At 66.9% G+C, this 23605-nt stretch carries 23 protein-coding genes; 6 read left to right on the top strand and 17 right to left on the bottom strand.

Annotation, left to right across the window (positions count from 1 at the left end; translation table 11 throughout):
- Nucleotides 1–30: 30 nt before the first annotated feature.
- From EP380_RS02525 to ccoN, 6 genes are read right to left on the bottom strand one after another with little or no spacing between them, the layout of a single operon-like run.
- The gene (locus EP380_RS02525) at nt 31–864 is read right to left on the bottom strand and encodes a DUF2189 domain-containing protein (RefSeq protein ID WP_106571326.1); all 834 of its coding nucleotides are present in this window, start codon (nt 862–864) and stop codon (nt 31–33) included.
- 34 nt (nt 865–898) lie between these two features.
- A complete protein-coding gene (locus EP380_RS02530) occupies nt 899–1114 on the bottom strand; it encodes a hypothetical protein (RefSeq protein WP_127596276.1) in 216 nt (71 codons plus the stop codon).
- Entirely contained in the window at nt 1111–1986 is an 876-nt protein-coding gene (gene ccoP / locus EP380_RS02535) for a cytochrome-c oxidase, cbb3-type subunit III (RefSeq protein WP_127596280.1), read from the bottom strand. Before ccoP ends, EP380_RS02530 begins: the two co-directional genes overlap by 4 nt.
- Nucleotides 1977–2150, bottom strand: coding sequence for a cbb3-type cytochrome c oxidase subunit 3 (locus EP380_RS02540; RefSeq protein WP_338036285.1), 174 nt, complete (start codon nt 2148–2150; stop codon nt 1977–1979). The genes ccoP and EP380_RS02540 overlap by 10 nt, the downstream gene beginning before the upstream one ends.
- Nucleotides 2147–2884, bottom strand: a complete 738-nt coding sequence (ccoO, locus tag EP380_RS02545) for a cytochrome-c oxidase, cbb3-type subunit II (protein ID WP_127596283.1) — start codon at nt 2882–2884, stop codon at nt 2147–2149. Before ccoO ends, EP380_RS02540 begins: the two co-directional genes overlap by 4 nt.
- A 4-nt stretch (nt 2885–2888) precedes the next feature.
- Complete coding sequence (ccoN, locus tag EP380_RS02550) at nt 2889–4547, bottom strand: cytochrome-c oxidase, cbb3-type subunit I (RefSeq protein ID WP_127596286.1); 1659 nt, start codon at nt 4545–4547, stop codon at nt 2889–2891.
- A gap of 260 nt (nt 4548–4807) precedes the next feature.
- Here ccoN and EP380_RS02555 point away from each other — a divergent pair, with 260 nt between their 5' ends.
- Nucleotides 4808–6034 (top strand): NAD-dependent epimerase/dehydratase family protein, encoded by a 1227-nt coding sequence (locus EP380_RS02555; RefSeq protein ID WP_127596289.1) that lies wholly within the window; start codon nt 4808–4810, stop codon nt 6032–6034.
- On the opposite strand, the gene EP380_RS02560 is transcribed toward EP380_RS02555, so the two are convergent.
- The 5 genes from EP380_RS02560 to acnA are packed head-to-tail and all read right to left on the bottom strand — an operon-like array spanning nt 5915 to nt 11846.
- On the bottom strand, nt 5915–6601 hold the full coding sequence (locus EP380_RS02560; protein ID WP_127596292.1) for a dienelactone hydrolase family protein: 687 nt from the start codon (nt 6599–6601) through the stop codon (nt 5915–5917). The genes EP380_RS02555 and EP380_RS02560 overlap by 120 nt on opposite strands.
- 47 nt (nt 6602–6648) lie before the next feature.
- Nucleotides 6649–7371 carry an isochorismatase family protein gene (locus EP380_RS02565; RefSeq protein ID WP_127596295.1) on the bottom strand — a complete coding sequence of 241 codons (723 nt, stop codon included), beginning with the start codon at nt 7369–7371 and terminating at the stop codon, nt 6649–6651.
- 11 nt (nt 7372–7382) lie between these two features.
- On the bottom strand, nt 7383–8741 hold the full coding sequence (locus EP380_RS02570) for a dihydroorotase (protein ID WP_238719683.1): 1359 nt from the start codon (nt 8739–8741) through the stop codon (nt 7383–7385).
- Nucleotides 8738–9142 carry a nuclear transport factor 2 family protein gene (locus EP380_RS23710; protein WP_199190457.1) on the bottom strand — a complete coding sequence of 135 codons (405 nt, stop codon included), beginning with the start codon at nt 9140–9142 and terminating at the stop codon, nt 8738–8740. The genes EP380_RS02570 and EP380_RS23710 overlap by 4 nt, the downstream gene beginning before the upstream one ends.
- Entirely contained in the window at nt 9129–11846 is a 2718-nt protein-coding gene (gene acnA, locus EP380_RS02575) for an aconitate hydratase AcnA (protein WP_164749727.1), read from the bottom strand. The genes EP380_RS23710 and acnA overlap by 14 nt, the downstream gene beginning before the upstream one ends.
- 147 nt (nt 11847–11993) lie before the next feature.
- Between acnA and EP380_RS02580 the strand changes: the two genes are divergently transcribed.
- Together EP380_RS02580 and EP380_RS02585 are read left to right on the top strand one after the other, a co-directional pair.
- Complete coding sequence (locus EP380_RS02580; protein WP_106571318.1) at nt 11994–12665, top strand: GntR family transcriptional regulator; 672 nt, start codon at nt 11994–11996, stop codon at nt 12663–12665.
- Entirely contained in the window at nt 12662–13609 is a 948-nt protein-coding gene (locus EP380_RS02585) for an isocitrate lyase/PEP mutase family protein (protein WP_106571317.1), read from the top strand. The genes EP380_RS02580 and EP380_RS02585 overlap by 4 nt, the downstream gene beginning before the upstream one ends.
- A gap of 190 nt (nt 13610–13799) precedes the next feature.
- On the opposite strand, the gene EP380_RS02590 is transcribed toward EP380_RS02585, so the two are convergent.
- The 3 genes from EP380_RS02590 to EP380_RS02600 are packed head-to-tail and all read right to left on the bottom strand — an operon-like array spanning nt 13800 to nt 16542.
- Nucleotides 13800–15335 carry a tripartite tricarboxylate transporter permease gene (locus tag EP380_RS02590; RefSeq protein WP_106571316.1) on the bottom strand — a complete coding sequence of 512 codons (1536 nt, stop codon included), beginning with the start codon at nt 15333–15335 and terminating at the stop codon, nt 13800–13802.
- A 3-nt stretch (nt 15336–15338) separates the two neighbouring features.
- The gene (locus EP380_RS02595; protein WP_106571315.1) at nt 15339–15779 is read right to left on the bottom strand and encodes a tripartite tricarboxylate transporter TctB family protein; all 441 of its coding nucleotides are present in this window, start codon (nt 15777–15779) and stop codon (nt 15339–15341) included.
- Nucleotides 15772–16542, bottom strand: coding sequence for an SDR family NAD(P)-dependent oxidoreductase (locus EP380_RS02600; protein ID WP_127596309.1), 771 nt, complete (start codon nt 16540–16542; stop codon nt 15772–15774). Before EP380_RS02600 ends, EP380_RS02595 begins: the two co-directional genes overlap by 8 nt.
- 389 nt (nt 16543–16931) lie before the next feature.
- Between EP380_RS02600 and EP380_RS02605 the strand changes: the two genes are divergently transcribed.
- Nucleotides 16932–18374: an FAD-dependent oxidoreductase gene (locus tag EP380_RS02605; protein WP_127596312.1), complete on the top strand. Its 1443-nt coding sequence runs from the start codon at nt 16932–16934 to the stop codon at nt 18372–18374.
- Nucleotide 18375: 1 nt separating this feature from the next.
- Nucleotides 18376–19335, top strand: coding sequence for a tripartite tricarboxylate transporter substrate binding protein (locus EP380_RS02610; protein WP_158264344.1), 960 nt, complete (start codon nt 18376–18378; stop codon nt 19333–19335).
- Between the two features lie 103 nt (nt 19336–19438).
- On the opposite strand, the gene EP380_RS02615 is transcribed toward EP380_RS02610, so the two are convergent.
- A complete protein-coding gene (locus EP380_RS02615; protein WP_127596316.1) occupies nt 19439–20107 on the bottom strand; it encodes a TetR/AcrR family transcriptional regulator in 669 nt (222 codons plus the stop codon).
- A 179-nt stretch (nt 20108–20286) separates the two neighbouring features.
- Here EP380_RS02615 and EP380_RS02620 point away from each other — a divergent pair, with 179 nt between their 5' ends.
- The gene (locus EP380_RS02620; protein WP_127596319.1) at nt 20287–21012 is read left to right on the top strand and encodes an NAD(P)-dependent oxidoreductase; all 726 of its coding nucleotides are present in this window, start codon (nt 20287–20289) and stop codon (nt 21010–21012) included.
- A 3-nt stretch (nt 21013–21015) separates the two neighbouring features.
- On the opposite strand, the gene mtnA is transcribed toward EP380_RS02620, so the two are convergent.
- Nucleotides 21016–22125: an S-methyl-5-thioribose-1-phosphate isomerase gene (mtnA, locus tag EP380_RS02625; protein WP_127596322.1), complete on the bottom strand. Its 1110-nt coding sequence runs from the start codon at nt 22123–22125 to the stop codon at nt 21016–21018.
- Nucleotides 22122–23390, bottom strand: coding sequence for an S-methyl-5-thioribose kinase (mtnK, locus tag EP380_RS02630; RefSeq protein ID WP_127596325.1), 1269 nt, complete (start codon nt 23388–23390; stop codon nt 22122–22124). Before mtnK ends, mtnA begins: the two co-directional genes overlap by 4 nt.
- Between the last annotated feature and the right edge of the window lie 215 nt (nt 23391–23605).

Genomic DNA, 23605 nt, shown 5'->3' on the forward strand with positions numbered 1-23605 from the left:
GTCTGCGAACCCGTGAAAAGCAAGGCGGCTCTAGGAGTCCGCGCCGTCGAGGCGTTCGATGGCGATGTCGGCCGCCGGATCCTGGCGCATCGTGCGGAAGGCGTGCCAGGTCGCGTGGCCGAGCACCGGGAAAACGACGATCAGGCCCACAAGGCCGCTCGCCAAGCTGAGCGTCACCAGCATCATGACGATGCCGCCCCACACCACCATCACGGCGAGGTTGTTCCACACAAGCGCCATGCTGGTCCCCATCGCGGTGAATGAATCCGTGCTTTCGTCGAGCAGCATCGGCAGTGAGAACACGCTGATCGCGAACGAAAACGCGGCGAACAGCCCGCCGACCAGTGTCCCCACGAACAGCAGCGCCCAGCCGGCGGGCGTGAACACGAGCACCGGCAGGATGTCGGCGAAGCCCGAAAACGGCAACAGCCCGAAAAACAGCGCGTAAAGGATGACGGCCGCGCGCATCCATAGCAGCATCAACAGCATCAGGAGCACGCCGGTAAAAATCACCTGCCCGCCCGAACGCGGCCTGACGAACAGCATCGCCGCCAGCCCGACCGGTTCGCCGCGCTGCAGCCGTCGGCTCTTTTCGTAAAGCCCGAGCGCGATCACCGGTCCGGTGAGCATGAAGCCGGCGAGCGCCGGAAACAGCACATAGTCGAGGCCGAGCCGGAACAGGCCGGCCACGATTGCGATCGAGACGACAAACACCGCCAGTCCGTAGGCGAGGCTGAGGCCGGGTCGATTGCGGAAATCCGCCCAGCCGGCGGCAAGCCATTTAAACGCGACCGTCACCGGCAGGTTGCGGCTCCAGCCGAAATCGCGGCGCAGCGGCGGTGCGGTCGGTGGCAGTGTGATCATGGCCGTTTGCCTTTCCTGTCGCGTTGTCCGGCTATCAGCAGGCCGATTTCGCGGCGCGATAGACGCCGGGCGTCGCGTCGGGGGATTTGACGTGGTCGACGCAGGCCGGCTGCGAGCGCACCGCCACGTAGACGAGGTGAATATTGGCGAGCGCCAGCCCCGCCAGTCCGGCCGCGACCGCCATACCGATCCAAAGACGCCGGCCGGGGCCTCGCCGCGTCGTGCGCAACCCGTTTGCCGCTATCGTCATTGCGGCGCTCCCAGATCGAGAACGTAAAGCGTGAGCAGCTTGCGCTGCACGGGGCTGAGCCGGGTTTCCCAGGACGGCATCTCGCCCTGGCGGCCGCGATCGACGCTGGCCAGGATCGAGCGCCGGTCGCCGCCATAGATCCAGAACCCGTCGGTCAGGTCCGGCGCGCCGACATCCTGGCTACCGCGTCCGTCCTCGCCGTGGCAGGCCGTGCAATTGTCGGCGAAGATCGTGGCGCCGGCGGCGACCCCGGCCTGTTCGGCCGGCGCAAGCGGCGCATTCGACAACGAGCGTACGTAACTGACCACGTCCGACAACGCCTGACGCTCCAGAATGCCGTCGCGGCCGAAGGCGAGCATCTGGCTGAGGCGGCTTTCGGGATGGCCGGTATTGATGCCGACACGGATCGTCTCCGCGACCGACTGCGCGTCGCCGCCCCACAGCCATGCCGTGTCGACGAGACTGGGATAACCCGGCCCGCCGGCGCCCGTGACGCCATGACACACGCCGCAATTGTCGGCAAACAGCGTCCGTCCGCTCTCGCGCGCAAGCCGCATCAAGTCCGGGTCGGCACGGATTGCCTCGACGGGTTTGGACTCGATTTCGGCCATCCAGTCGGCACGCGCCGCCGCCGCGCTGGCCATATCGTCGGCCAGGCGCGCCCGCTGGTCGACGCCGAGCAGGCCGCGCGTATAGGTCGCGCCCAGCGGCCAGGCGGGCATCAGCACCCACCACACAAGCGCGAACAGGAAGGTCGACAGGAGAAACAGCCAGATTATCTTCGGCACCGGGCGATTGAGCTCGGTGATGCCGTTCCATTCGTGACCGGTGGTCAGGTAGCCCGTATGGGCGTCGCGTTCTTCTACCGCCACGGTCCCTCCTCGTCCTTCAGGACGCTTTTGGCGGCGCGTTCGAACTTCTTGCCGTTGGCCGGCCACAAGGCGTAGGCGCCGGCGCCGATCGACAGCGCGATCAGGTAGAACAGGCCGTAGGATTTGGAGATGCCGACCAGCGTGTCGTGGCTGATGTCGATCATGGCTTGGTCTCCGTGGCGGACGATTGTGTCGTGGCGGCGTCGGTCAGCCTGCCGAGGATCTGCAGATAGGCGACCAGCGCGTCCATTTCGGTAAGCCGGCCGCGATCGCCGTCGAACGCGCGGATGGTGGTGGCCTCGCCGTAGCGCTCGCCCACCGCCGCGGCGCCCGCGCCGTCGGGATCGGCCTGGTTGAGGGCGTCGGCGGCGGCGTTGTCGATCATCGCATCGGTATAGGGCACGCCGACGCGCCGCAGCGCCCGCAACTGGTCGCCAAGGTCGTCGGTCCTGAGTTCGGTATCGAGCAGCCACGTATAGGCCGGCATCACCGATTCGGGCACCACCGCGCGCGGGTCGTCGAGATGCGCGACGTGCCACTGGTCGGAATATTTGCCCCCGATGCGCGCCAGGTCGGGCCCGGTGCGTTTCGAACCCCAGAGCATGGGATGGTCGTACTGGGACTCGGCAGCCAGCGAGTATGGACCGTAACGGTCGACCTCGTCCTGCAGGGTGCGGATCATCTGCGAGTGGCAGGCATAACAGCCCTCGCGGATATAGATGTTGCGGCCGGCGAGCTCGAGCGGCGTGTAGACGCGCATGTCGGGCGCCGCCTCGACCGTTTCGTCGATGGTGAACAAAGGTGCGATCTCGACCAGCCCGCCAATGCTCGCCACCGCGATGATCGCCAGGGCGAAGCCGATGCTGTGGCGCTCGAGCCGGTAGTGGGTCTTGAACATGGTTCTACTCCGCCGGTTCGGCTGCCGATGCGCCGGCCGGTCCGGCGACGGGCCGGTCGCCGAACCGTTCGCGCGGCGCGCTGGCTGAAGACCGGATCGTCATCCAGATATTGTAGGACCCCACCACCGCTCCGATCAGGAACAACAGTCCGCCAAAGGCGCGGGCGACGTAATAGGGATGCATGGCCACCAGCGAATCGATGAAGGAGTAGGCGAGCGTCCCGCTGTCATTGTAGGTGCGCCACATCAGGCCCTGGATGATGCCCGAGTTCCACATCGCGAACACGTAGATGACGGTGCCGGCCAGCGCGAGCCAGAAGTGAAGCTCCACCAGGCCGGGTGAATACATCCGCTCGCGCTTCCAAAGCAGCGGCACCAGGGAATAGATCGCGCCGAAGGTGATCAACGCCACCCAGCCGAGCGCGCCGGCATGGACGTGGCCGACGGTCCAGTCTGTGTAGTGCGACAAGGCGTTGACGGGACGGATCGCCAGAAACGATCCCTCGAAGGTCGACAGGCCGTAAAACACCGCCGCCACCATCATGAAGCGCAGCGTGGCGTCGTCGCGCACCTTGTGCCAGGCGCCGTTGAGGGTCAAAAGCGCGTTGCCCGCCGACGACCACGACGGCACCAGCAGCATGACGGAAAAGGTCATGCCCAGTGTCTGCACCCAATGGGGCAGGGCGGTGTAGTGCAGGTGATGAGACCCCGCCCACATGTAGAAGAAGGTGATGCCCCAGAAGCTGATGATCGACAGCCGGTAGGAAAAGATCGGCCGGCCGGCCCGCGTCGGCAGGTAATAATACATCATGCCCAGGAAACCGGCGGTCAGGAAGAAGGCGACGGCGTTGTGGCCGTACCACCATTGCGTCATCGCGTCCTGGACGCCTGAAAACACCGGAAAGCTCTTGGCGCCGCCGAGCGAGGCCGGGACGGCGAGATTGTTGACGATGTGCAGCACCGCCACGACCAGGATGAAGGCCAGGTAATACCAGTTGGCGACATAGATATGCGGCTCCTGGCGCCGCGCCAGCGTGCGCAGGTAAAGCACCAGATAGGTCACCCACACGATCACCAGCCAGATATCGGCATACCATTCCGGCTCGGCATATTCCTTCGACTGGGTGATGCCGATCAGGTAGCCGCTGACCGCCAGCAGGCAAAACAGGTTGTAGCCGACAAGCACGAACCAGGGCGAAAGCTGGTCGGGCATGCGCGCCCGCGACGTGCGCTGCATGACATGAAAGGAGGTGGCGATCAGCGCATTGCCGCCGAAGCCGAAGATGACCCCGGTGGTGTGCACCGGCCGCAGCCGCCCGAAACTCGCCCAGGCCTGGTCGAACGTCGCCTCGGGATAGGCGAGCAGCGTCGCCACCCACACGCCGACGAACATGCCGACCACCGCCCAGGCCATGGCGATCACAAGGCCCGCCTTGATCGGCTCGTCATAATAGCGCGCAAGCCGCTCTGCGTTGGGCTCGGGACCGTAATAGCCGCGCGCGACCGCACCCGCGCAGACCAGACCGTAGACGAGGATCATAAAACCGTGCGCGCCGAGCGGGTCGTGCCGCCCGGCCGCCGCCAGCGCCAGGCCGGCAAGCGCGACCAGCGCCGAGAGCAGGAGCGCGACCTGGCGCTCGGTTGTGGTCAATGTCGAAACCATGCCGTTCTGTTCGCTCGCGCTCGCCGTTGCGGGATCGGGTGACGACCTCAAGGCGCGTGCGGCGCCTTTCCGATCGTCTTTCTATAATATGTATTTCTCGTATATCTTATGAGTGGCGGCGACGGAAGGGTACGTTTTGTCGCTGCCATAGCGGCGTGCTGAGACACCGCGTCGCGCAAGCCGCGGCGCGCAAAACTGCGCGTTGCGCCCTATATGGGACCGGACGCTGCCCGGTGCCGGGCAGGACGAAAGGACCGCCAATGTCTGGAAAGGCTTTTCGCTACGACACGGCGGCCCCGGTTCTGGTGACCGGGGCCACGGGTTACGTCGCCGGCTGGTTGATCAGGCGGCTGCTTGCCGAGGGTTTCACCGTTCACGCCGCCGTGCGCGACCCGGACAACGCCGAAAAGCTCGCTCATTTGCGCAGGCTCGAGCGCGACTTGCCCGGCAGGCTGAAATTTTTCCGGGCCGACCTGCTCAAGGACGGCAGCTACACCGAGGCCATGCAAACCTGCCGGGTCGTCTTCCACACCGCCTCGCCTTTCGCCTCGGTGGTCAACGACCCGCAGCGCGATCTGGTCGACCCGGCGCTGAACGGCACCCGCAATGTCCTGGCCTCGGTCGAGCGGACGGAGACGGTCGAGCGTGTGGTGCTGACGAGTTCGTGCGCGGCGATCTTCGGCGATGTGGCCGATATCGCGCTGGCGCCGGACGGCATCCTGACCGAAGAGGTCTGGAACACGTCTTCCAACCTCGACCATCAGCCCTACAACTATTCCAAGACGCTGGCCGAGCGCGAGGCCTGGCGGATCGTCGGAACTCAGACGCGCTGGCGGCTGGTGGCGGTCAATCCAGGCCTGGTGATCGGTCCGGCCCTGTCCAGCGCGCCGACCTCCGAATCCTTCAACATCGTGCGCCAGCTCGGCGACGGTTCGGTGAAGGCGGGCGTTCCGCGCTACGAGATCGGCATGGTCGACGTCCGCGACGTGGCCGAGGCGCATCTGCGCGCCGGCTTCCTGCAACGGGCGGAGGGCCGGCACATCGTCTATGCCGAGGTGCTGAGCCTGATTGCGATGAGCTGCATCCTGCGCCGGCATTTCGGCGACGCATGGCCGTTTCCCCGCCGCGTCCTGCCGAAATGGCTGGTCTGGCTGCTCGGGCCGGTCGTCAACCCGATGCTCGACCGCGCCATGGTTGCCCGCAACATGGGCTATTCATGGCGCGCCGACAATTCCAAGTCGAGACGCGCGCTCGGTCTGGATTACCGGCCGCTGGCCCCGGCTCTGGTGGCAATGTTCGAGCAGATGGTCGCGGCTGGCCTGGTTCCGCCTGGCACGGGGCCGGGCGGGCCCGGCTTGGCGCCTGCCTCAGCCGATGCCGCCCAGGAAGGCGAGGCTGCGCGCGAAGGCCAGCTGAGCGGCCGGCGCGTCGTGCGAGGGGCGCCGCCAGTTGTTGAAACCGTGCCCGGCGCCCTGGTAGCGAAATAGCGCGGCGCCGGCCGGCAGTTGCCGGCCGAGCGCGGCGAGCGCCTCTGCCGGCGTTGCCGGATCGTCGGCGCCGAAATGTAGCATCACCGGGCATTTGACGTTGCCGGCGATGCCGAGCTTTTCGATCCCGACACCGTAATAACCGACCGCGCCGTCGAGGCCGGGCCGGGTCGCCGCCGCCACGGAGAGCTTGCCGCCGAGGCAATAACCGACCGTGAAGACGCGCCTTGTGCCGTGTGCGCGCAAATAGTCCGCGCAGGCGAGCGTGTCGTCGATCGCGGCCTCCAGATCGAATGCGGCCAGCATGGCGCGCGCGCGGTCGAGGTCGGCGCCGTCGTAGCCGAGCTGCAGGCCCGGCGCGCTGCGCCAGAACAGGTCGGGCACGATAACGACGAAACCCGCGTCGGCCCACTGGTCGGCGAGCTCGCGGATATGCAGGTTGGTGCCGAAAATCTCCTGCAGGAGCACGATGCCGGCGCTTGCCTCGCCCTCGGGCCGGCTGAGGTAGCATCCGAAGCTGCCGTGTGGCGCGTCGAGTGCGATGTCGGTGCCGCGCGGCGGTTTCATCGTGGCGGTCTCCTCTTTTCGCTCGTCCGGCGCCCGCGTGGCGCTGCTCAGTCGGTCTCCGTCTTACGCGGCGTCAGGCCTTCAAGATAGGCCGCCACCTCGTCGACCGGGATGACGTCGGCATATTTGCAGTTGAGATCGAACAGGCTCATCGCGTGACTTGCCTCGAACCGGTCGAAGGCGGTTTCTTCCGGGATGATCGTCTTGAAGTTGAACGAATAGGCGTCGACGGCGGTCGCGCGCAGGCAGCCCGAGGAGGTGCAGCCGGTCAAGATCAGCGTGTCGACGTCGAGAAAATTCAGATGGCTCATGAACATCGTGCCGAAAAAGGCCGAGGGCTTGCGCTTGCCGATCAAAATATCCTGCGGACGCGGCGCCAGCGGCGCCACCGTCTGGGTGGCGTGCGTGCCTTCCGTCGAGGTCTTTTCCGTGCCGCGATGGTTCTTGCCGACCTGGACGCCGCTGTCGACCATGTCCGGGCGGCGCTCCGACTGCGTATAGAAGATCGGGATGTTCTTGGCGCGCGCCAGATGCATCAGCCGCTCCGTATGCGGCACGGTTTTCCAGCCGGCCTCGCCGCAATGGGTGCGGTATTTCTTCACGCCGTCGGCGTGGCTTTCGCCCGGTGCGTCGCCGCAGAAATTATACTGCACGTCGATGATGAACAGCGCCGGCCGCTTGCCGAAGCCGCCGCGCTTGCCGTAGCCGGCGAGCTGGTAGATTGCCTTGTCGTGCTCGGTCAGAAACCGATCCCAGATACGTTCTGCCATGGTGGGTCCTCTCAGGGCTCGCGGTGGAGGTAGCGCCCGGCCGCGCCCTGCGCGCCGGCAAGAACGCCGTCCTCCACGAGAAGGTCGCCGCGCCGGATGGTGTGGGTCACCCGGCCGCGAAAGCGCATGCCCTCATAGGGCGAATAGTCGGAATGGGACGGATAGTCGGCCGCGCGCACCGTAACGGCCGCGTCGGGGTCGACGATGGCGAAGTCCGCGTCATAACCCGGTGCGATCATCCCCTTGCCGGGCAGCGAATAAAGCGTAGCCACATTGCGCGAAACCGCCGCCGCCAGGTGCTCGATCGCAATGCCGCGTTTGTGGTGGCCTTCCTCGATCAGCACCGGCAGGATCTGCGCCAGACCGGGAAAGCCAGCGCTCGCCGACCAGATGTCGGGCCCCTTTGTGGCGCGCTTGCGCGGAACGTGGTCGGAACCGATGGTCGCGATCTCGCCGGTGCGCACGCCTTCCCACAAGCCGTCGACGTCGGCCTGCGGGCGCAGCGGCGGATTGACCTTGCCGATGGGGCCAAGCGGGCTGTCGCGCGTCAGCGACAGATAGTGGATGCAGGTCTCGACATGGATCGGCGGCCGCCCAGGACGGCGCAACCGGCGCACGATCTCCAGGCTCTCGGCCGACGACATGTGGACGATGTTGACCGGGCAGCCGGCCTTCTCGCCGAAAAAGGCGACGCGAAAGACGTTTTCGGCCTCCAGGAATCCCGGCGACTGCTCGTCCCATGCCGCCAGGTCGTCGCGTCCGGCCGCCTTCAGCGGTTCGCGGAACAACGGGATCACCTCGGTGTTCTCGCAATGGACGCCGACGACGCCGCCTTTGATGCGTGCGCCCGCCTGCAGCGCCGAATAAAGCAGCGCGTCGTCGACCTCGGTGAACCCCTTGGCCGCTCCCGTGGCACCCTTGTACATCAGATAGACTTTGACCGAGGTGACGCCGAAGCGCTTGGCGAGTGCCGGCAGCTCGGCCACGTGGCGGCGCGAGGTGACGCCGAAATGCAGCCCGAAATCGATCGCCGAGCGCGCCTCGGCGGCAGCCCGCCACGGCCCGGTCGAACTGCCCAGATCGTCGTGCCTCCAGAAGCTCAGCAGCCCCGTGACCCCGCCGAGCGCGGCCGTTCGGCTTTCGCTGGCCCAGTCGTTTTCCTTGTCGCCGAAGCCGATATGGGTGTGCGGATCGATGACGCCGGGCAGGATCCAGCGACCTTTGCAATCGATCACCCGCCGGCCTTGGGCCTTTTCCGCGGCGTCGAGGATGGCGCAGATCCGCCCGTCGCGTACGCCGATGCTGCCGGTGCGGACGCCTTCGCCCGGAAAGACGATCTCACCGCCCTTCAAAACCAGGTCGAATGTCAAGATACGGCCTCTTTCTGCATCGACAAGATCCGCTCCCCGGCATCGTTCCACACCTCCTGGCGCACGATCTTTCCGTCGCGGATTTCGAAACGGTCGATGAAGCGGATGTCCTTGAAGGCGCTTCCGTCGAGCCATTCGCCGTAGAGTGTGCCGGTTACCAGTGCCTGGATGGAGCCGTCCTGTTCCCAGGCGCAGCTTTCGCCGATCGTTTTGCGCACCACGCGATAACGGCTGCCCGAATTGGCGACGATCTCGTCGATCGAGCCGAACCGGCGGTCGCCCGGAAACACCAACTGCGCGCCGTTTTGGGCGACGAGGCCGCGCGCGGTGTCGAGATCGCGTTCTTCCATCGCGGCAAGATAGGCAAGGGCGAGCCTGCGGCCGTCTTCAGGTGTCATCATGTCCTCCTTGGTCCGACGCGATGCGTCGCGATTCCAGTCGTGCCAGCAGTGAGGCGAACAGACCGCCATTTTGCAACAGCGTGCGCTCGTGGCTGCTCGCCACGTCCACCCGGGCCGAAAACCTTTTTTCGCCGCCGGCCGTCCGGGCCGTCACGGTGACCGGGCGATCCGTCTCGACCGCGGCCCGCAGACCGTCGAAATCGTAGGCTTCGAAACCCGACAGGCCGAGCGAGGACGCGCTTTCGCCGTCGGCGAAGGTCATGGGCAGGATGCCCATGCCGATCAGGTTGGCGCGGTGGATACGTTCGAAACTTTCCGCCAAGACCGCCCGCACCCCGAGCAGTTTCGGCCCCTTTGCCGCCCAGTCGCGGCTCGATCCCATGCCGTAATCGGCCCCGGCGAGCACGATCAGCGGCACGTTCTGCCGGCGCCAGCTTTCGGCCGCCTCGAAAATGGTCACCGGCTCGGCGTCCGGCGCCGTGCGTGTCATTCCGCCCTCGCGACCGGGCGCGAGCAGGTTTTTCATGCGTTGGTTGGCGAAGGTGATGCGGGCCATGAAGTCGTGATTGCCGCGCCGTTGGGTGACGGCGTTGAAATTCTCCGGCTCGACCCCGGCGGCGATCAGGAAGCGTCCGGCCGGGCTGTCGGCCAGGATCTCGCCGCTCGGCGTGATGTGGTCGGTGGTCAGAGAATCGCCGGCCCGCACCAGAACGCGCGCGCCTTCGATCCGCTCCGGCAGGGGCTCGTGCGGCCCGTCGAAGAAGGGCGGGCGCCGGATATAGGTCGAGGCCGGGTCCCAGGCGAAGCGCGGCCCGCTTGCCGTATCGAGTTCGTGCCAAAGCGCGGCCCCGTCGAACAGCGTGGCGTAGCTGTCGCGGAACCGGTCCGGCTGCTGGCTGGTCGCGACCAGACGCGCAAGTTCCTCGCCGTCGGGCCAGATGTCGCGCAGATAGACCGGCGCGCCGTCCTTGCCGGTGCCGAGCGGCTCTGTCTCGAAATCGACGTCGACGCGGCCGGCGAGCGCAAAGGCCACAACCAGCGGCGGCGAGGCGAGATAGCTCGCCCGGCAGGTCTTGTGGATCCGGCCCTCGAAATTGCGATTGCCCGACAGCACCGCCGCCGCCACCAGGTCGTTGCCCAGCACCGCCTCGGCGATGTCGGCGCGGATCGGTCCGGATTTGCCCGAACAGGTCGTGCAGCCATAGCCGACAATGTGGAAGCCCAGCGTTTCGAGCGGCTCCATCAGCCCGGCTTCGGCGAGATAGTCGCGCACCAGCCGCGAGCCGGGCGCGAGCGAGGTCTTGACCCAGTCGGGCACCTGCAGGCCGTGTGCGACCGCGTTGCGGGCCAGAAGCCCGGCGCCGATCATCACCGAGGGGTTGGAGGTGTTGGTGCACGAGGTGATCGCGGCGATGGTGATCGTGCCGTGGCGCAGCGGCGCGTTGAGCCCGTCGATCGTGACAGCGTCGTCGAGCCGGTCCGGCGCGAGGCCGAACCCGCCCGCGTCGACCGGCTTGGCGAGGACGTCGCGGAAGGCGGATTTGACTTCGGTCAGCGGCACCCGGTCCTGCGGCCGTTTCGGTCCCGCCACGCTCGGCGCGATCTGGCCGAGATCGATCCTAACGGTCTCGCTGAAGTCGATCGCCTGGTCGTGATCCTCCACGAACAGCCCGGATGCGCGCGCATAGGCTTCGACGCGCCGGACATGGTCGGGCTCGCGGCCGGAACGCGCGAGATAGTCGATCGTCATGGCGTCGATCGGGAAGAAGCCGACGGTCGCGCCGTATTCGGGCGCCATGTTGGCCAGGGTGGCGCGCTCGGGCACGGTCAGCGTGGCGACGCCGGGGCCGAAGAACTCCACGAACGCACCGACCACGCCGACCTTGCGCAGCCGTTCGGTGACGGTCAAGACCAGGTCGGTCGTTGTCGCTCCCGCTGGCAGGCGCCCCGTCAGCCTGACGCCGACGACACGCGGAATGCGCACCACATAGGCCTGGCCGAGCGCTGCCGCCTCGCCGTCGATGCCGCCCACGCCCCAGGCGAGCAGGCCGAGCCCGTTGACCATCGGCGTGTGGCTGTCGCAACCGAGCACGAATTCCGGCCCGGTGATGCGGCCGACGCCGGGCACGTCCTGTTCCTCCACCACGCGGGCGAGTTTTTCCAGGTGCACCTGATGGATGATGCCGGCGCCGGGCGGCACGACGCGCAGGCGCTGGAAGGCCTGCTGCGCCCATTTGAAGAACGCGTAGCGTTCGCGATTGCGCTGATATTCCCGTTCGATGTTGCGGGCCTCGGCGTCGGGCCGGCCGGCCACGTCGACGATCAGCGAATGGTCGACCACCAGCGTGACGGGAACCAGCGGCTCGATGGCGGCGGGGTCGCCGCCGGTCTCGGCAACCGCATCGCGCGCCGCGGCCAAATCCATCAGGACAGGCAGTCCGCTGGAATCGGGCAGGATCACGCGCGACACGCTCAGCGGGACGGTCAGTTCGGCCGCGTCCGGCGCCCAGGCCGCAAGCGCGTCCAGCGCGGCCGCGACATCCGCGCCCCCCAGCGCCTGGCGCGCGACGTTTTCCAGAACTATTCTCAGGCTTGCCGGCAGGCGTCGTATCCGTTTTCCGGCCAACGCGTCGAGCGCCACGCATTGCGCGGCCTCGCCGTTCGGGCCTTGATAGCTTGCAAGTGGTATCTGGGGCGCTGTCACGATCCGACCTTCCTCGATCAAGAAATATGGGGCGGTCGAAAAAGTGTCAACACTTTTGCCGGAAACCTCTTGAAGAATTCCTGAAGCTTGGCTATCCCTTGGGTCAGGCTCGATTTTGAACCAAAAGTGTCGACAGGAGGAAGCGTCTTGCCGGAGCGCGAACAGTCTACCCTGGTCGATCGGGTCACAAGCAAGATTTTCGAAATGCTGCTGTCGGGCGAGATACCGCTCGGTGGGCCGGTCAACGAGGCTGCGCTGGCCGAGCTCTTGTCGGTCAGCCGTGGGCCTGTGCGTGAGGCGGTCAAGCAGCTCCAGGGCCGTGGCCTGGTCGTCAAGGAGCCGTATCTCAAGGCGCGCGCGGTCGCATTGACCGTACCCGACATGGTGGAGATTTTTCAGCTTCGCGAGGCGGTCGAGGGCATGTCCGTGCGGCTTGCCACCCAACGCATGAGCGATGCCGAACTCGACGATCTGCTCGCCGCGTTCTCCGACGCCAAGCAAAGGGGCGACGGTGTTGCGCTCGACGTGCATGTGCGCATCGCCGAGGGCAGCGGCAACGCCCGCGTCCGCGCGCTGTTGTGCGACGAGCTTTATTATCTGCTGCGTCTCTACCGCGCCCGCTCGGGCAAGGCGCCGGGCCGGCGCGAGGACGCCTTTGCCGAGCACTGGCAGATATTGCGGGCGATGAAGGCGCGCGACGCCGATCTCGCCGAATCGCTGATGCGTACCCATATCGGCCGCGCCACGCAGTCGCTCCAGGCGCTGCTCGAAACCGAAGCGCCGCCGCTTGGCGGCACCGAAGAGAGGAAAACCGGATGAGCTCTGAGCCAAAGCAGCAGGCAACCCGCGCGCGCCGGATGCGCGACCTGATCGCGGCGGACGAGATCATCGTGTCGCCCGGCGTGTTCGACGGCTACAGCGTACGCGTGGTCGAGAAGATGGGTTTCAAGACCGCCTGCACCACCGGCGCCGGCCTGTCGAATTCACGGCTCGGCGTGCCCGATGTCGGCATCATGGGGCTGACCGACAATGTCGAGGCCTGCCGGATGATGGCGCGCAGCGTCTCCATTCCCGTCATGGCCGACGCCGACACTGGTTACGGCAATCCGGTCACCGTCTACCACACCGTCCAGCGCTTCGAGGAGGCCGGTGTTGCCGGCGTCAATATCGAGGACCAGGTCAGCCCGAAACGCTGCGGCCACATGACCGGCAAGGACGTGATCGACATGCGCGAGATGGCGCGCAAGATCGAGGCGGCCTGCGATGCGCGCAGGGACGACGATTTCGTGGTTCTGGCCAGGACCGACGCGATCGCCGTCGAGGGCATCGATGGCGCGATCCGTCGCGCCAGGCTCTATGCCAAGGCGGGCGCGGACATGGTCTTTGCCGACGCCATCGCCGGCGAGGAGCAGATCAAGCGCCTCGTCGAGGCCGTGCCGATCCCGGTCTCCGTCAATATGGGGTTCGGCATTCGCAACCGCCCGACGACGCCGTTGATCCCGATCCGCCGACTGGCCGAACTCGGCGTCAAGCGCGTGACCCTGCCGCGCATGCTGCCGGCGGCGGCGCTGATGGCGATGGAGAACGCGCTCGCCATCTTGAAGGATTCGATCCCCACCGGCGAGGTGGTCGACCGTCCCGACCTGCTGGTCGGCATCGACGACATCTGGGACCTGATGGAGCAGCCGCGCATCAAACAGATGGAAAACTACTATAATGACCTGAGCGGCGTGGTGGTGCCGGAGGAGCGCGCCGCCTCCTGAGCGGCCTCTGCCGGGCTCGCATTGCAGCCGGTCCGGGTGATGACCAACTTGGTTTTGCGAATGGCGCCCCTTGGGGGCGCCATTGTCGTTTCGGGCGTGCCGAACGCGCGCATGTCGCCCGGTTTACCGAACTCGATGGTATCCGGTCGTGCTTGGCCTGCCTTTTTCCGGACGATATCCGGCGCCGGCTCTATTCGGCGCCGGCGCCTTCCCGGGTTTTCTTGGCGGCAGCGGTTTTGGCGAAGCGTGCCTTCAGTGAGGGTACCAGGGTCGCCACAAACAGGATTAGGGCGGCCGCGAGGAAGGCCGCACTGATCGGCCGGTCGATGAACGTGGTCAGGTCGCCGCGCGAGAACAGCAGCGCGCGTCGGAAATGCTGCTCGATCATCGGCCCCAGGATGAACCCCATCAAGAGCGGCGCGGTCGGGTATTGAAAGGCGTTCATCAGATAGCCGATCAGCCCGAAAACGATCACCATCAGCACGTCGAACGGGTTGTTGTTGACGCTGTAGACGCCCACGCAGATGAAGAAGGTGACGGCCGGGAACAGGATGCGCTTGGGGATCGTCAGGATGCGCACCCACACCCCGATCAGCGGGATGTTGAGCACCAGAAGCATCACGTTGCCAACCCAGAAGCTGATCACCAGGCCCCAGAACAGGTCGGCGTGCTCGGTGAAGAATTCCGGCCGCGGCTGAATGCCGTGGATCATCATTGCGCCAAGCAGAACCGCCATCGCCGCGTCGCCCGGGATGCCCAGCGCCAGCGTGGGAATGAACGCGGCCTGGGTCGAGGCGTTGTTGGCGGCCTCGGGCGCGGAGATGCCCTCGATCGCGCCGCGACCGAACCGGCTCGGGTCTCGCGCCACCCGCTTTTCCAGCGCGTAAGCCAGGAAGGCCGCAAGCGTCGGGCCGGCGCCCGGCAGCGTGCCGATGAAGGAGCCGATGCCGGCGCCGCGGATGGTCGGCTTCCAGCATTGGCTGAGATCCTTGCGTGTCGGCACCAGGTCGCGCATGCGAACCTTCTGCAATTGCGAGGCGTCACGCTCCGGCGTTCCCGCGTTTTTGAGGATCTCGGCCACGCCGAACAGCCCCATCGCCATCGCCACGAGATTGAGCCCGTCCTGCAGTTCCAGGATGCCGAACGTGTAGCGAAGCTGCCCGGACGTGGTATCCATGCCCACCATGGCCAGCATCAGGCCGGCCACCACCGAGACAACGCCCTTGACGGGATTGCCGAGCGACATCGTCGCCGCCGCGATCAGGCCCAGCAGCATGATGGAGAAATATTCGGCCGAGGAGAATTTGAGCGCCATGGCGCCGAGCGCCGGTGCGAAGCTCATCAAGAGCACGATCGCGAAGCAGCCGCCGAAGAAAGAGGTCAGCGTGGTGATGAACAGCGCCACGCCCGCGCGTCCCTGCTTGGCCATCGGATACCCGTCGATCGCCGTCACCGCCGTCGTCGAGGTGCCGGGCAGGTTGAGCAGGATCGAGGCCGTCGAGCCGCCATATTGCGCGCCGTAGAAAATGCCTGCCAGCATGATCAGGGCGGCCATCGGTTCGAGGTGGTAGGTGACCGGCAGCAGCATCGCCACCGCCGCGAGCGGCCCGATGCCGGGCAGCACGCCGATAAACATGCCGACGGTCACGCCGAGGAAGCAAAACAGCAGCGCCTCGGCGGTTATCGCCGTTTCGATGCCGAGCGCCAGTCCGGAAATCAGGTCCATGGTTCAGCCTCCCAGCGCCGACATCGGGATCTTGAGGCCGACGATGAAGATCAGCCAGCCGAAGGCGCACAGCCCCGCCGTGAGCAGAAGGGCGGAGCGCCAGGTCGTTTCCCGCTCGACCAGCGCGCACGAAAGAACCAGGATCGCGGTGGCCGGCAGGAAGCCGATCCGGTCGATCAGCAGCGCCCAGGCCAGAATGCCCCCCAGGATCATGACGAAAGGCCTGAGCCGCAACTCCACCGCGGTCTTTTCGGCTCTGCGGCTTTGCCAGGCCAGCACCGCGCCGAGCCCGATCAGCAGGACGCCCAGCGCCACGGGGAAGAAGCCGGCGCCCATGCGCACGACGGTGCCCATCGGGTAGCCGATGGCGATGATCAGGTAGCCGGCGCCGAGCCCGACGACGACCAGGGCGGCCAGCAGTTCGTTGCGGTTGAAATCAGACATGCGGCCGGTCTCCAGTGGGCGCGGCGGGGGCGGTCAGGCCGGCAAGCGACAGGCCGCCGCAATGATAAAGGGTTTGTCCGGTGATCGCGCCCGCCTCATGCGACAGAAGAAAGCAGATCGTGGCCGCGATTTCATCGGGCTTGATCAATCTCCCGAGCGGAGGCAGGGCGATCGGCGCTGCGGCGCGCGCACGGTCGGTGAGCTGCGGCGTGTCGGTCGGGCCCGGCGCCACCGCATTGACGGTGATGCCGCGGGTCAGGCAATCGAGCGCCAGCGCGCGCACCAGCCCCTCGCTTCCCGCCTTGGAAGCAGAATAGAGCCCGCGGCCGCCGCGCCCCTGAGACGCGCGGCTCGACACCAGCACGATCCGACCGCGCCGGTCGGGCATGCCGGGCAGCAGCGTTTCGGCCAGGCGTTGCGGGGCGGCCACGTGGAGCCGCCACAGTCGTGCGCCCATATCTTCGCGCGTATCCGGGTCGTCGTCCGCTCTGAGTATGCCGGCCGCGTGCACCAGCCCTCCATAAGGTCGATCGACGAGCCCGCGCAGCGCCGCCTCGATGCCGGCCGCCGTGGCAAGGTCGGCCCGCAGCGCGTGGTATCGGGGATGCGAAAGGCCCCTGTCTGCGGGCGCGATATCTATGCCGTCGACGAACCGGCCTTGCTCGAGCAGTCGTAGCGCGACCGCGCGACCGATCCCCGAGGCCGCGCCGGTGACGAGAATGCGGTCGTTTCGCGAGGTCCTTGACGTGTCACTGTCGGGCATGATCGCCACATTTTCCAGGTGGTTGCCGTGTTCGCTCGCCCGCGGCGGCGACAAATTTGCGCGCCGCACTTGTACTGTCAACAGTCCTGCCGATCAATGGAATCCCGACCTGAACCCTTTTTCAATGTTGTGTTTTAATTTATCTATTTGTTTATGATATGTTTTTTTATGAGAAAGCCATGTCATGAAATGGATTTTTGGACAGATCAAAATTTCGATCCAGGTCATTAGAGCCGGCAAAACTGTTGACATAACCAGGGTCACGCTCGATAGTGTCGACACTTTTGTGGTGGGACGCCGAGGCTTAAGGCGCGAAACGGCCGTCGTGACGACCGGGGCGCGATGGACCGGCAACGGCCGGCGCCTGCCGGGTTTGCGAAGGGAGAGCAATGGCGACCGACGTCGACGCCAGTGTGGATGTGTTGGTGATCGGTGCCGGGGGGTGCGGGCTCATGGCCGCGCTCGCGGCCGAACGTCTCGGCGCCAGCGTCGCCATCGTGGAAAAGGCGCCCACCTGCCAGGGCAATACCGCGCTGTCGAGCGGCTCCATCCCGGCTGCCGGGACCAGGCTTCAGCTTGCGGCCGGCGTGGAGGACACGGCGGAAACCTTCGTCCGGGACCTGATGGCGGTCGCCGGACAGCATGATGCCGCCCATCTGGTCGCCACCCTCGCTTCGACCTCCGCCGACCTGATCGATTTCCTCATCGACGAGGCGGGCCTCGAACTGGAACTCGTCACCGGATACAAACATGTCGGGCACAGCACCCATCGCCTGCACGCGCCGCCGTCGCGCCGCGGCGCCGATCTGATCGCCGGCCTTGAACGCGCGGTCGCGCGGCGCGGCATTCCGCTGGCCTTCTCGCAGCCGGCGACGGCGTTGATCGGCGACGGGGCGCGGATCAGGGGTGCCGTCGTCGGCCAGGCCGATGCGCCGTCGCGTATCGGGGCCGGGGCCGTCATTCTCGCCTGTAACGGGTTTGCCGCCCACACCGATCTTCTCGCCCGCCACTGTCCCGCGGCGACCGGCGCCGTTTATGCCGGCTCGCCGCACAGCACCGGCGAGGCGCTCGAATGGGGGCGCGCGCTCGCTGCCGGGACCGGCAATCTCGGCGCCTATCAGGGCCACGCCGCCATCAGCGTCGACACCGGCGCCTTGATGACCTGGACGCTGGTCGAGCGCGGCGCGATCATCGTCGACGGCCGCGGCCGCCGGTTCGGCGACGAAACCCTCGGCTACTCGGCCTTCGCCGATCTCGAGCTCGCCGGCACCGGCCCGTTTTTCCTGGTCTACGATGCCGGTATCGCCGAGGACGTGGCGGCCGGCCAGCCCGACTTTGCCGAAGCCTGCGCCATGGGGGTTGCCCGGCAAGCCGGTTCGCCAGGCGAGATCGAGACCGCGGCGGGACTGCCCGCCGGCGCGCTGGCGAAAACGCTCGCAGCCGCGCGTGCGGCCGCGCGCGGCGAGGTGGCCGACGCGTTCGGGCGCTTGGCGTGGGGTTTGGGGCCGCTGGGTGCGGCCCTGCGCTACAGCGCGATCCAGCCGGCCTGTTTCCACACCCAGGGCGGCCTGATGGTCAACGGCCAGGCCGAAGTGGTCCGCAGCGACGGAACCGCCATCCCCGGCCTTTATGCCGGCGGCGGCGCCGCGGTCGGGATCAGCGGGCGCCGGGGCGGTGCCGGCTACATGTCGGGCAACGGCCTCCTGTCGGCGCTCGGCCTCGGTTTCATCGCCGGGCGCGCGGCCGCCGCCCGCCTGGTGTCGGTGTCCGGCCTGCCGGGCCTGGCCGGCCGCGATGATGTCTCCAACCAACCCATTCACAACGGAGGATGATATGAAGACGATATTCAAGACGCTATTGGCCGGGGCCGCACTTGCCCTCGGCCTGGGCGCGGCGAGCGCCCAGAATTTTCCCGAGCGCGCCGTGACCATCGTCGTGCCCTATTCGCCTGGCTCGACCGACACCATGGCCCGCACCTTGGCCGAGGACATGTCGCAAGCGCTCGGCCAGCCGGTGGTGGTTGAGACCCGGCCCGGCGCCGGCGGCACGGTTGGCGCCTCGGAGGTGGTCAAGGCCGATCCCGACGGCTACACGCTGTTGATGGCGGTGAGCTCGGTCCAGACGGTGGCGCCGCACCAGCGCGAACTGCCCTATGGGTTCGACGATCTGAAGCCGGTGGCCCGCGTCGCCGTCGGTCCCAATGTGATCGCCGCGCGTTCCGGCGCGCCGTTCAAGACGATCGAGGAGTTCATCGCCTATGCGCGCGATAATCCCGGCAAGGTCAGCTACGGCAGCGCCGGCACCGGCGGCGCCACCCATATCGCGGCCGAGGCGATCGCCCGGGCTGCCGACATCAAGCTGTTTCACATTCCCTTCGGCGGCGTGACGCCGGCGATCGCCGCCACCATCGCCGGCGACGTCGACGTGGTGCTCGGTTTCGCCTCGGCGATCCTGCCGCGCGGTGAATCGGGCCAGCTCGTGCCGCTGGCCCAGCTCTCCGAAAAGCGCGCCTCGCTGGCGCCGGACCTGCCGACCCTGATGGATGCGGGGGTCGATCTGGCCCTGCCGCCGAATATCGGCCTGTGGGCGCCGGCCGAAACGCCCGACGACGTCGTTGCCGCGCTGGCGGACGCCGTCGAGAAGGCGGCTGGAGGCGAGACCTTCCAGAACTTCGCCAAGAACGCACTGGTCGAGATCGACTATGCCGGCCCGGCCGATTTCGGTGCCGTTTTGAAAAAGGAAGACGCCTTCTTCGCCGAATTGCTGCCGACGATCGACTTTTCGCAGCAGTAATTCCGGCATAAGGGCTGACGTTTCGGGCGGGGCCTCCTTCGGGAGGCCCCGTTTTCGTTCAGGCACCTGTCCGGCCCAGTGCGCCGGATACCGGCACGCACGGTCACGCGCCGTGCCGCTCCAGGCCGTCCAGTATCAGGTCGAGGCCGACCGCGAATTCGTCGCCATAGGCGTAGCCCGGCTGCAAGACGTGGTCGCGGGTCATTTCGGCGAGGTGCGGATAGGTGTCGGCCGGCAAATGCTGCAGCATGGTCTCGGCCAGTGCCGCCAGGTCGTCGGGCGTATCGAAGGGCAGGTTCAATTCCTGCAGCACGAAGCCGTAAATATAGCTGTCGAGTACGGAATAGGCATGCGCGGTCCGGGCGACCGAAAACCCGTTCGCGCGCAGGCAGCCGATCACCGCGTCGTGGTGGCGCAAGGTCGCCGGGCCCGGATTGCGGCGCGAATCCAGCAGACCAAGCGCCCAGGGGTGGCTGCGTAGCATGGTCCTGGCCGCGATCGCCCGCGTCCGCATGGCGGCCTTCCAGTTCTCGTCCGCGCGCGGCAGGCTGATCTCGCCGAAAGCGAAATCGACCATGGCGTCCATGATCGCGTCCTTGTTGGCGACATGGTGGTAGAGCGACATCGCCTCGACCCCCAGCCGGTCGGCCAGTTTGCGCATCGACAGCGCCGCGATGCCGTGCGCGTCGGCCAGCGCGACCGCTTCCCGCACCACCCGCTCGCGCGTCAGCCGCCCCTTTTTTCGATCGGTTTTCGCGCTCGGTGCAGCCATCGCCAAAATCCCGTTCTTGACAACCTTACACCGTATATATACTTACAGCGTAAGGAAATGAGGAAGCCGGTCGCGCAAGGCTCCGTCGGGCGGTTGTGAACAACAAAGGAAGACGGGACGTGACGGCAGGAACGACAGGGACAGCAAACGCGCAACCCGGCGCGGTGTCGCGGAAAAAGATGTGCATCGTCGGCGCGTCGGGCAAGCTCGGGCGCTATATGGTCCAGCACGCGCTTGAGCGCGGATACGAGGTGGTCGGCGTCTGCCGGCCGCAAAGCGTGGACAAGCTCGAAGCCTTCAGGGACCGCATCACCATCGTGCCCGGCCGCACCGACGACCGCGATGTCGTCCGGCGCGCGGTCGCCGGCTGCGATGCCGTCCTCGTCGTGCTCGTGCCCTGGGGCGTGCGCAATTATTCCAGCGGCACCGCCCAGGCCGTGCTCGACTTCGCCGCGCCCGATGCGCGGCTGGTCTTTTCCTGCGGCTGGCACATCAGCCGCGACGGTCGCGACGTTTATACCTGGCAATTCCGGGCATTGATAAAGCTGGTCGGCTGGCTGGCCAGGCGCGCTCGCCTTGTCGATATCGACGATCAGGTCGAGGCGTGCCGGCGCATCTTCGCCAGCGACCGGCTTTGGACCGTGGTGCGCGGCAGCGATCTGGAGGAAGGCGAAAGCCAGGGCCTGCCGGTATGGAGCCGGCACGTCGGCGACCCGGTCCTGGCCAGCAACCGCACGCGCCGCGTCGACTTCGCCTTGTTCATGGTCGCCGCGATCGACGACGACGCCCTGGTGCGCGAGGCGCCGGCGATCGTCGGGTGCCGTACGCCGTCGGCGCGCGCCCACGCGGCCGAACAAGGACCGCTGCCGCCCGCTGGCGCGGCGGTGCCGGCGCAGCCGCAATGACGCTCAGGCCGCCGAGGCCTTCGCTTTTTCCGGAAACAACGCCTTCAGCCCCGCTGCCGAGGCCTCGGCGACGCCGCGCTCGGTGATCAACCCGCTCACCAGCCGGGCCGGCGTGACGTCGAAGGCCGGATTGGCCGCCGCCGTGGCATCCGGCGATATTCGCACCTGGCACAGCGTGCCGTCGGGCGCGCGGCCCCACACCATCGACACTTCGTCTCCGTTGCGCTCCTCGATCGGAACCTCGCGCAGCCCGTCGGCAATCGTCCAGTCGATGGTCGGCGAGGGCAGGGCGACGTAGAACGGCACGTGATTGTCATGGGCGGCGAGCGCCTTCAGATAGGTACCGATCTTGTTGCACACGTCGCCGCTGGCGGTGGTGCGGTCGGTGCCGACGATCACCATGTCGATCGCGCCGCGTTGCATCAGGTGCCCGCCGGCATTGTCGACGATCAGCGTGTGCGGCACGCCGTGGCCGGCCATTTCCCAGGCGGTGAGCTGGGCGCCCTGATTGCGTGGCCGCGTTTCGTCGACATAGACGTGGACGGCGATGCCTTCCTCCATGGCCAGATAGATCGGCGCGGTCGCGGTGCCGTAATCGACGGTCGCCAGCCAGCCGGCATTGCAATGGGTCAGGATGTTGACCGGCTCGCCGGGCGTCTTGCGCGCCGCGATCGCGCGGATGATGGCGAGCCCGTTGCGACCGATGCCGCGATTGAGCTCGACATCCTCGTCGGCGAGTTCGCCGGCGCGCCGGTAGGCGGCCGCCGCGCGCTCGGTTTCGGGCAGGGGCCGCAGCAGCGCGCGCATCCCGTCGAGCGCCCATTTCAAGTTGATCGCCGTTGGCCGGGTGGCGTGGAGCCTGTCCCAGACCGCGTCGAGCGCGGCGTCGGACGGGTCGTTGCGCATCTCAAGCGCCACGCCGTAGGCGGCGGTAACGCCGATCAGCGGCGCGCCGCGCACCCACATGTCGCGGATGGCGGTGGCCGCTTCCTCGGCCGATTTCAGCGTCTCGACGCGGAATTCGTGCGGCAGCCAGCGCTGGTCGATAATGTCGACCGAACGGCCGTCCTCGTTCAGCCAGATGGTACGGAAGTGGCGTTCGCCGACATTCACGAAACTTCTCCTTGGTCCAGCATTTCGGCCAGGGCGCCGATCTCGGCCAGCGACTGGATAGCGCGCCGGTTGACGGCCAGATGACGGCCGAATTTCAGCGCCCGCGCCTCGCAGGCGGCCCTCATATCGAGGTCCTCGATCTCCTCGAACTCGGCATTGTGCGCCAGGCCGAGAATGCGGCGGTGGATCTCGATACCGCCGAAGCCGAGCATGTCGGTCCACACATCGTGCATGAAATGATGCAGTGCCTGCTGGGCGCCGAGCGCGTCGCCCTGATCCTCGAACAGGCTGTGCTGATAAAGCATCCCGGTGCGTTCGGTCCGCCACAAAAGCGTAAATTCGGCGCGAAAGGCCTCCCAGCAGGTCTCGATGGCGGCAAGAAGAAACGCGCGCATCGTGTCGCGGGCGCCGGCGGATTCGTGGCCGCGTTGCGAGAAATAGGCCATCCAGAAATTGGCCAGGAGCATGCCCACGTCGAAACCCATCGGGCCGTAAAAGGCGAATTCGGGGTCGATCACACGCGTGTCGCCCTCGCTCACCATCACCGATCCGGTATGCAGGTCGCCGTGCACCAGCGTTTCCGCGCCGGCGGCGAAGCGGTGCTTCAGCCGTTGCGCTTCCACCTTCAGGTCGCGGTCGGCGCGCAGTTCGGCCACCAGCGGGTCGAGCTGCGGGCTGGTGTGGCGGTTCATCGGCGCGTCGAAATAGGGGTCGGAAAACACCAGGTTTTCGGTGATGTCGCACAGTTCGACATTGTCGGAAAACAGCGCCAGATCGGCCTTGCGCGCGCCGGCCGGCATGCAAAGGTCGGAGCCGCGGAAAAGCGTCCTTGCCATGAACAGGCCGAGGTCGCGGGCCATGCGCGGCGGCTGCCGGCCCTCGATCAGCGCTTTGCGCAGGATGATGTGCGGCGACAGAAACTCCATCACGATCAGCGCCTGCGCCTCGTCGAAATGGAAGATCTCGGGAACCCGCCCCGGCGCGCGTGCGGCTTGCCGCGTCAGCGCGTGATATTCGAAGAAGGAGCGTTTGAGCGGCAGCGGCCAGGAATCGCCGACCAGGCGCACATAGGGCAGGGCCTGCTTGACGACGACGGTGCCGCGCGGTCCCTCCACGATAAAGACCAGGTTGAGATTGCCGTCGCCGACTTCGCGCGCGCGCCATGCCGTCGGGTCCTCGCCGAGCGTATCGCGCATCGCCGCCACGTCGGCGAGCCGTACCGCCAGCGTGTCCACGCTCAACGCCTCGAACGGACGGTCCTGCATTAAGCCAGCCTCCTCGATCCGTGGGGCCAGTCGGCCTTGCGCTGGTGGGGTGCTGCGCACCAAACGCCGAATTCAGCGGCGTCGGCGTCCGGCGGCATCGAAAAGGACGAGTCATTTTCGTGCGTTCGGCGCCGCAAACCTTTGATTTCGCCTCGTCCGGCGCCTTCGATCCCGGCCGTCCGCTGGTCCCGATCCTCCCATCTCGACAACGAGGC

The sequence above is a fragment of the Nitratireductor alexandrii genome (genome assembly GCF_004000215.1).
GTDB classification, from domain to species: Bacteria; Pseudomonadota; Alphaproteobacteria; order Rhizobiales; family Rhizobiaceae; genus Mangrovimarina; species Mangrovimarina alexandrii.